Origin of the sequence: Klebsiella sp. D5A (assembly GCF_001620885.1) — a bacterium.
In the GTDB taxonomy this organism is placed as follows: domain Bacteria; phylum Pseudomonadota; class Gammaproteobacteria; order Enterobacterales; family Enterobacteriaceae; genus Klebsiella; species Klebsiella variicola.
The window spans coordinates 301,147-309,968 of the sequence record NZ_LOAR01000008.1; the positions used below are offsets into that span (position 1 = coordinate 301,147).

Genomic DNA, 8,822 nt, shown 5'->3' on the forward strand with positions numbered 1-8,822 from the left:
TGATCCATCAGCCGGGCAGCCGCAGACTGTGATTCTCTTTCCACCGGATACATTTTCCTTCAGGTTGAACAATGAGCGTTAGCTGGTTGAACTGATTCATATCGGCATACAGCGCGAAAAAGCGGTTGAGCATGTCGCCAAACAGGTGGACATCGCCCGCGCCGGTAAATCCGCTACCGTCGAGCGTCACTTCGATATCCAGCCCGCGCAGCAGGAATCCCTGTTCGAAACGCTGAATTCGGTGATGGCTGACCGCCAGAATAGCGTCCAGACGACGGTTATTGAGCTCATCCTCCCGCCAATTGTAGAGCGACAGCGTACCGCGCAGTACCTCGGCGCTGCTCATCATATTGAGAAAACGGGTGCCCAGATGGCTCATGACCCGCCAGTGGTAGCGGTCTTCCGCCGGGGGATATACCGGCAATGTGGGCTTACAGAGATTGCGGACGGTAAGCGGCGTGGCTGATATCGACTCACAGCGATCCAGCAGCGTGCTCTGTAGCGCCCGGCGCGGCAGCTGGCCGTTAGTGCCGGTGATGCGCAAGGAGACCGTTTCCCGTGCCAGCGCCCGGTCAGCCTCCCATTGCTGTCCGCCGAGGATAAGCCAGGTATCGTGCATGCCGGTGACGCCCCGTTTGACGCGGGTGTGGTAGTAGCGCTCCGGCGCATGGCGACGCATCATTCCCCCCTGGTGACGAAAGCGGGTGAAAGGCACATAGCGCGCCTCCCCGGTGCGCCCGGAGCCGGTCACGCTGTCGACAGAATAGATTTCGGTATGCCCGTCCTGCAGGCGCTTCGGACGCAGGAGGTATTCGCTCTCCAGCCCGCTGATGGTCAACGGATCGGCCTCGAGGGTAAACAGGTTAATCACCGGCACACAGTGCAGGCGAAGGCTGCTTGCGCTGACGGGTAAATCGCTTTGCCAGACCTCGCTGAACACCACCTCAAGCGTGAAATGCGATATCCCCGCCGGCAGGGTGATGTTTTCCAGGCCATTTAGCTGCACGAACATAAATTTTTCGCGAAAGGTGAAATACTCGAGCAGCAACTGATAGCCGCTGAAAGCGCTCTCCCCCTTCGGCCATAAACGATCCTCCTCGCTGAATCCCCCCGGGGAAAAATAGCCGTCGAGGCTTACCCGCTCTGTCTGACCCGGCAGGCGCAGGTACAGCGCGACCTGGCGTCGGGTCAGCCACAGATGGAGGGCGCTGCCGGTAACGGCGTCTTCCCCCAGGTACAGCGCCAGGCGGCGGAGATCGGTCTGCGACCAGTCAGCCAGCTCGCTACAGGCGAATCGTAGTCGCAGGGCCGAACGCCCGTCCGGCTCCGCCGTCATCACCGCCTCCTCTATCGCCAGCGGGTTAAGCGTCAGATCGCGGGTGGTTCGGTACCGGCACACGGTATTTTTCGGCCCCAGTGGGCGGGAGCTAATCTCAAACCCGGCGGGCACCGTTTCCGCCATCTTCATCGCCGGCAGCGTTGGGGTCAGCGCCACGATCGATAACGACGGAATGGTGCGCAAATAGTGCGGCCACAGCATGCTGACCAGCCCCTCGGTCAGCTCCGGCAGATCATCATCAATTTTTTCGCGCAAGCGACCTACGGAAAAGGCAAAGCCTTCAAACAGGCGCTCAACGTAAGGGTCCGGCGTACCGGCTTTATCGAGATCCAGCATCGCCGCCCGATCGGGGTGAGCCTGCGCGAACGCTTTTGCCGCCTCGCGCAGGTAGCGCATTTCAGCGTCAAAATATCGCAGGGTTAAATCGTCCATTATGAATATTCCATTATTCGTCTACAGGGAGACACGCAGCATGGCTGCGCGGTCAGATTAGTTGGCCGCCGGGCGGCCATGAGCAGAGGAGGCCCGGCGTCGCAGGTCAACGCCAATCAGTGAGGGAGGCGGTTTCAGTATCCCTCTTCGCCGGGTATATCGTCGGTCAGCGGAACACGCTCAGCAGGCGCGCGCACGCTGAATATCGTCTCCGGTAGCGTAAAGTTTCGCAGGGCCAACAGCGCCAGCGGTCCTTCCCCCGCCTCGGTACGCAGCGTGTAGTTCAGCAACAGACCATCCGGCGCTTTCCAGCTCAGGCTCCAACTGCTGCTCGTTCCGGGATAAGCGCTGACCACCGCCTTATCCAGCAGGCGGATCCAGCCCCAGGCGCCCGGGAAATCGCCATACTGGCGGGTGCCCGCCCGGGTACTGATCCAGCTCAGACTGGCGCCCGGCGCTTCGGTGTCGGCGGGCCAGCTGAACCGCCGCCAGATCGGCATCTGGTTCATATAGACAAGTTTCTGACTGTCGATGACCAGCTCCGTCTGCATCACGCCGTCCGCGGTGCCGGGGCGAAGCGCAAAATGCAATCCCGCTTCGCCGTTGGCGAACGCGACGTCGGAGAGATGGCTCAGGGTATTCATCGCCTGCAGAAAGGCCGGGTTAAATGTCAGTCCCTGAGCATTGATACTGTCCGCCATCCAGCGGCTCCCCTCTTTATGCAGCACACCGTTCAGCCGGGTCTGCAGAAAGCGGGCGATGCGCCCGGTCTCGCTATTGAGATATTTTGCCAGCAGCGGCAGAGAGACTTCACTGCTGGTATTTTTAAAGGGGTAGCGACCGCCAAAAGCGCTATTCCAGTCCTCCACCACCGCGCTGCGCCACTGGGCGTTGAGACTTTCCGCCGCCGGGGTCAGCACCTGCTGCCAGGCCTGCTCCATCGGGCGAACAAACAGCGTCTGCCCAAAACCACTCCACTGCTGGCCCAGTCCCGCCGCCACCAGGCTGCCGTAGTCGCGCGTTTCGGTTAAATCCACGGCCTTGCCCTGGAACACCGTCTGCGCAAGTAACCGGGTCATCGCCTGCGGGTCGGTGGCGTTGGTGACCTGCTGCAGGCGCAGACGCACCTGGGTGACGCGGGTCAGGAAGGTCTGCAGGCTAAGACGGCTGGTGGGCGTCCCGCCGTCGCGATTGTCCAGCAGCGCCAGTACGGGCCCGAAGGTAGCATCCAGAGGACCGCGCGCGCCGGACCGTTGATCGATGGCGGGCGGGTTGTCACGGTTGAACAGCTGCCTGGCCGATTTGACCAGCGAATCGGCGATGGCTTCCCCGGTCTGGCCGGTTCGCCCCTGCACGCTCAGGGTGTTCATCAGCGCCACCAGCGGCGACTGGCGCACATCGGCCATCAGGGTCAGCTGGTCGATGGCATCGGAGAGGGTCGCCGCGCGCTGCCAGCGTAAGCTGTTGAGAAAATCCAGCCAGGCGCCGCTGAAATCAGCGAAATAACGCTCCGCCAGCCGGGCTCGCAAGGCTTCCGGCGACGTCGACTGTGCGGCAGGTTGCTTCGTGTCGCTCAGCACCCAGTCCATTTCATCGCGGCGCTCCGCGACCACTTGCTCAATGGCCGGCTGCACGGCCTGCTCCCAGGCCTGACGGGTAAACATTCCCGGCACCACCTCATCAGTGCTGAACAGACGCGAAGCATCGGTGTCCGCAGTCATATCCGCCAGGCGCATATCGGCATACTGATTCGCCACCTGCGCGAGCATCTTCTGATAAAGCGTGGACTCACTGTTGCGCTGGCCCAGCTGGCGAATTAACCGTATGCGCGCCTGGCTTACCAGCCCGTCATCGACAGGCAGACGCCACTGCGGATACGACGCCAGACTGGCGGCATAAAATGCCAGTAACGAAGGGCCGCTGCCCTGCCAGACGGCGTCGGCGATGCCTGAGCGCTGCGGCCAGTCCTGCATTAGCGTGGTAGCGAACCACGCGGCGTCCATTTTTTCCGGGCGGGTCAACATCAGATATTGTTTCAGTTGTCCGTAAGCGGACTTCGTCATCTTCTCTCGCAGCGGGCTGTCCGGCGGCAGCTGCACGAAGGCGTTCAGTTGCCGCTGAAGATGCTCCGCTGCCGCATCGCGCAGCAGCGGCTGCGCCCTCTCCCCGTAGCGCGGAAACAGCGCCGCCAGCAGGTCATCGTTCTGACTGAGGCCAGCGCGGGCATACCACGGCGCGCCGTGCTGCGAGCGGTATTCCAGTTTAGAAAACGTTTTCTGTAACGCGGAGAGCGCATGCAGGCGTACGGCCAGCGGCTGTTTTCCCGCCGAGGCCTGCTGCACCTGCTGCTGTGCGGTCGCCACCAGGTGGCGGTTGGCGATAAAAGAGACTGTCATTGAGGCGGCCCAGAGTAACATCAGGGCAGCAGCGGCCACGCTCATCCCACACATCCAGTTGACGCCCTGTTTGCGCGGACGTAGACCGGCTGGCAGCCACAGCACAGAGTCTGGTATCGTTTCCCAGCGGTTATCCCGTCCCCAGTGATGACTGACACTGCGACCAGCCTCTACTGACGCCTCACTAAATACCACCCCGGCCAGCGGCAATGGTCGGTATGGATTAAGCAGTATCGATAACGATTCCACCACCGCTTCCGCTTCCCGAGTCAACTGGTCGGCCAGCGCGAGTAAAAAATTGTGCTGTGGTTGCCCGCATATCTGCTGGATGCCCTGCTCTATCAGTAACGGCGCCAGGGCAGTGAACTGTTCGGCAACTATTTGCGGCGTACAACCTGCGGGTAACAGGCAGCCTACAGGCTGAGTGATACGTCCATTTTTTTCGTTGCCCCCCTCATACAGCGACCAGACGTATAGGGGAAGTTTCCATCCAAGAGCTTCGTAGCGTAGCTTTAGAGAGTGAGACACACTGTCCATTTCATCTGGCGTGAGCCTGGGCTTCGTTCTGTTCATCGTTGTCAAAACGCCGTCAAAGCCCGATGTTACCCACACCATACCATCAGCCGGGCGATAACGCAGTTTACGCAGCGCTGTGAACCAGGCGTTATCTACCGCTGCCCCAGGGTCTCCACCCCACAGCAATAATGTACCCTGATCTTCCTGCCAGAGTTCCTGCGTGAGCTTTGGGGTCAGTTGTTCTACGTCTCTGACTGAGCCAATTATCAGCAGAATACGGACTTTGCGGGACCAGGCGCGTCCATACTGATAGCGTAGAGTCTGGCGAATTTCCCCCACCGTAATATGATGGGGAGGTGTCAGCGCCACGCGCCCTTCTTCGCCGGGTAAGACGTTGGCCTGCTGCGACTGCCGGCGATATAAACTCTCCTTCACACGGCGGGACATTGCAGGAAGGTAAAAAACAAATACCAACGCCAGACAGACCAGGACAAACGCCAGTACCTGCTCGCCCCGCGTATTGATATTCAGCATGCCGCCATAGCGGGTGATCCCCCACCATATTGCAGCCATCCCGGCCAACGTAAGCCCGGCCAGGCCAAACCGGCCCAGGCCATTACCCGGTATATTCATCTTCACTCCCTGGGGTGATGGTACTGATAAAATGTTCCTGTTCGCTGGAAAATAACGCCAGCAGGGGCTGTTTACGGAGGCTGACCAGATCGGCTGCCAGCGCGGTCAGGAGCCAGGGCGCTGCGGGTCCCGGAATACCGCACCATTTTTCCAGCAGCGCGATATCTTCAGCTTTCCATGGGGTATGCATTTTGCCGCCCTGCGTGATAAGCGCGGCGCTTCTTTCCGTCCATTTTTTTGCGTCCCCGATAACGGAGGGCGTCTGGCAGGCGACAGTCTGGGTTTCCAGAAACAGGGTGATATCGTCTTCAAAGTTCGTCATATCTAAGGGCATCGGACGTAACAGCCGTGATGAGTGCGGCAGATGGTATTTTTGCGCCACATCATCGCTGGTCAGCAGCAGCACGGCCAGCCCGTCGGAGTATGCTGTACCACCGTTGAGCTGGATGACCAGGAGTAAATTGACCGTCAGTACAGGCTGCTTCAGGCGCTCCTCCACTTCCGACAGTGAGAATGAGCCGGTAACGGTAATAGCATCAGGCACGGCGCGGCCAGGAATGTGTTCTTTCCAGAGATTACTGAAACTGCTGGTCAGCTCAGGCGAGGGATTATCCGTGATCAGGGTGACATACAGCGGTAGCTCTTCCGGCAGGCACTGCACGCGCTCTTCTATACTGGTCAGCAGCGCATGCATCGCACTCAACTGCACCGGCTCTTCTGCCGGAAGGTAATTAATCCTGCGGGTAAGTCCGTATTGCTGAGGCCGCTCACTCCCCCAATGCGCCGCAGAAATATGATCCGGCAACAGCACTGCACTGCCCAGAACGGCCAGCCAGCGCCCGGCCCAGTCTTCCCACCTCTGCTGTCCGTATTCCGCCTCTTTCAGCAAGAACTGATGCGCTTTCAGATCCCTGTCCCACAGGTAGCAACGCAGGCAAAAAATCAGCAACCAGCATCCTGCAGGCATCAGGGATACCCACCAGATATTTATCACTGAGAGAATTTTTACGGTGCCGGAAGCATGGAGGATAAAGAGCAGGATACCGATAATCGCCATCAGTACACCGGCAAACAGCCATCGGGTCAGTGAAGGAGCCGATGGCTGCTCCATGGTCAATGCTTTTGTTCGTACCCAGCCCATTTTTTATCCTATAGCGCATTCCGGCGCGCCGGAAATCACCTGGCAACCGCACTGACATTTGCAGCCATCGATCACGATGGCTTTACCATCGGAAGACCATTCCGGCGCTCCCTCAATAATGGCATTAGTGCCATGTCCCGGAATCGGGCAGCTGACTTTATCCCCCACCAGCGCTACAGGCTTTCCATTTACAATCATGGTGGAGGATGCGGAAATAACAGCACCGCCGTGCGTAGTTTTATCGCCGAGTAATACAAAACCTTTGGACATTGAATTTCCTTTTATATATCAGCGATACAGTAGTTATTAATTAGAATACTCAATCGCATCTATTTCAACCTAAAGAGTGAGGCAATAACATTTAATAACAGACAAAAACCGGCTACTCCTATCAAAGAAAGAATAATAAACATAAAATAATATCTGGAATATCTGCACGCCTCTCTTTACTTAATATATACTTCTTCCCCCAGGTGATATCCCCTACATTAATAACTTTTCACTTCGAACGCCAATTGCCAGACGACCTTATACTCGCGAGATCCGCCTTAATTTCTATTGCATGCTCTATACAATAAAAAATACACTAACAACAAAATAATCAGAATTATAAGAAAATAAAACAGACATTTTCTGATTAGGTGGCAACAGTGGGTATACCTCGCTAATACGACGACTATAGCTCTCTATCGTTTTGCGTTCGCCATAACCTATGGGAAATCCGAAGCGTTCGCGCATCCATCGCTGCGTCATTACTGATTCAAGACTAAATGGCAGCGGATTAGGAAATAACCAAGCCGTTTTTTTTCATCTTCTAACCGCAAAGTCACTTCCTCAAGATTTTTTCTGGTTATTGATAAAAGATAAAAATATTCCTTACCGCCTCATATCCAGCCTGGAAATATCATCACTGACAGTAATCGTTAGTTTTGTTTTGTAGGGAAGTAAACCTTGTTCATAAATATCCTGATAAGGTTTACCTAATTGCTTCACAAGTGTTCGATATCAATATTCATTTGCCACCAAGTCGCTTTTTCTCCAGCGCAATATGAATCTCCTTTGCTCGCTTCAGTGGATAAAAAGTCACGGTTTCTGAAAATAAATCCTTGTTATAGGTAAATCCGACAGAACTATTTTGATGAGGCATAGGTAAGGTATATATCTCTTCCCCCCCCTATAAGCAGTCATAACAATTTTTGCTTCAACGTAAACCAACGGAAATCCTAGATAAGCCCGCACCCACTGCTGAGTCATAACTCGTTCCAGACCAAACGGCATAGGATTAGGAAACAGCCAGTCAGTTTTGGCTTCATCTTCAAACCTTAACATTTCTTCTTTCAGATTTTTAATAAGCACCACTTTTTTCCGTTGACAATCATCGTTGATGACGATGAAATAATTTCACTACTGTACATGATTTTACCATCCATTAGAAAAAAACCTTATATGTTGAACGCCACCGATTTTTTAAAATAAGATATAGCATCACACATTATTTATTAACGACACAACGAAATACATACTGCGGACCAACACCATATTTTTCATAGTCATCGTCTTTATCGATCTTCGGAACTGGCAATTTTGATTGCCTGAACATGGTTAAAGCGTACTGTCTGTCGCCGCCAATATATCCACGCAGGACTTTTTTAGTACCCTGCGCAGGCCCCTGAGGATCGTTTACCGGAGAATGAGAGTAATAATCTGCTGCATACCAGTCATCAGTCCATTCAGAGCCACTGAGCCCCATATCATACAGACCCAGGGGGTTTGGGGGATATTTGCCTACTGGGTAAAATGGGAAACCAAAACCATCTGTATATTTATCTAATTCATCTTTACCCGGAACATTTTTTCCAGGTAAATAGCCGCCATTATTTGTTGGAAACTGAAAATATTGACCTCTGGATCTTGCTGCATATTCCCATTGCGCCTCTGTTGGTAAATCAATCTTTTTACCAGACTCCTTACCTAACCACTGACAATAGTCTTTTGCCTGTTGCCAGGTAACACCAACAGAATAATATCCTTTTTGCAAGGATGGATAATTTTTTAAAAAAATATGGATGGGTGCTTTTTTTACCCCTGTTATCTGCAAATATTTATTATAATCATCATTGGTGATTTTGTATTTTGATATCGAAAAATCGCTTAATACAACCTTATGTAATACCTTATCATCCTGGTTTATGCTGAAAGGCAGTTTTTCACCGACTAATGGGCCAAAATCCCCCATTAAGAACTCGCCGCCCTTAACGGGAACCATGTTAGAAAGCGACTTAGCAACAAGCGCTTCAGACAAGGTTTCACGCTTGCCAGTACTCTTCTGGTCGCACCCGAGCAGTAAACTGGCGGCAACAGAAGC

General features: G+C 54.5%; 5 protein-coding genes and 2 pseudogenes. All 7 read right to left on the bottom strand.

The window, feature by feature from the left end; genetic code table 11:
• Window positions 1-7: 7 nt before the first annotated feature.
• Entirely contained in the window at window positions 8-1,771 is a 1,764-nt protein-coding gene (gene tssF, locus AS136_RS14265) for a type VI secretion system baseplate subunit TssF (protein ID WP_022066211.1), read from the bottom strand.
• A 134-nt stretch (window positions 1,772-1,905) separates the two neighbouring features.
• Window positions 1,906-5,316: an ImcF-related family protein gene (locus AS136_RS14270; RefSeq protein WP_063266806.1), complete on the bottom strand. Its 3,411-nt coding sequence runs from the start codon at window positions 5,314-5,316 to the stop codon at window positions 1,906-1,908.
• Window positions 5,300-6,457 carry a hypothetical protein gene (locus AS136_RS14275; RefSeq protein WP_063266807.1) on the bottom strand — a complete coding sequence of 386 codons (1,158 nt, stop codon included), beginning with the start codon at window positions 6,455-6,457 and terminating at the stop codon, window positions 5,300-5,302. The genes AS136_RS14270 and AS136_RS14275 overlap by 17 nt, the downstream gene beginning before the upstream one ends.
• Before the next feature lie 3 nt (window positions 6,458-6,460).
• On the bottom strand, window positions 6,461-6,727 hold the full coding sequence (locus AS136_RS14280; RefSeq protein ID WP_063266808.1) for a PAAR domain-containing protein: 267 nt from the start codon (window positions 6,725-6,727) through the stop codon (window positions 6,461-6,463).
• Window positions 6,728-7,024: 297 nt separating this feature from the next.
• Window positions 7,025-7,450, bottom strand: a pseudogene (locus AS136_RS29225) (DUF6392 family protein).
• A 137-nt stretch (window positions 7,451-7,587) separates the two neighbouring features.
• Window positions 7,588-7,816: pseudogene (locus tag AS136_RS14285) on the bottom strand (DUF6392 family protein).
• A 133-nt stretch (window positions 7,817-7,949) separates the two neighbouring features.
• Window positions 7,950-8,822, bottom strand: an 873-nt coding sequence (locus AS136_RS14290; RefSeq protein ID WP_228140422.1) for a formylglycine-generating enzyme family protein, incomplete at its 5' end; no start/stop codon positions are given.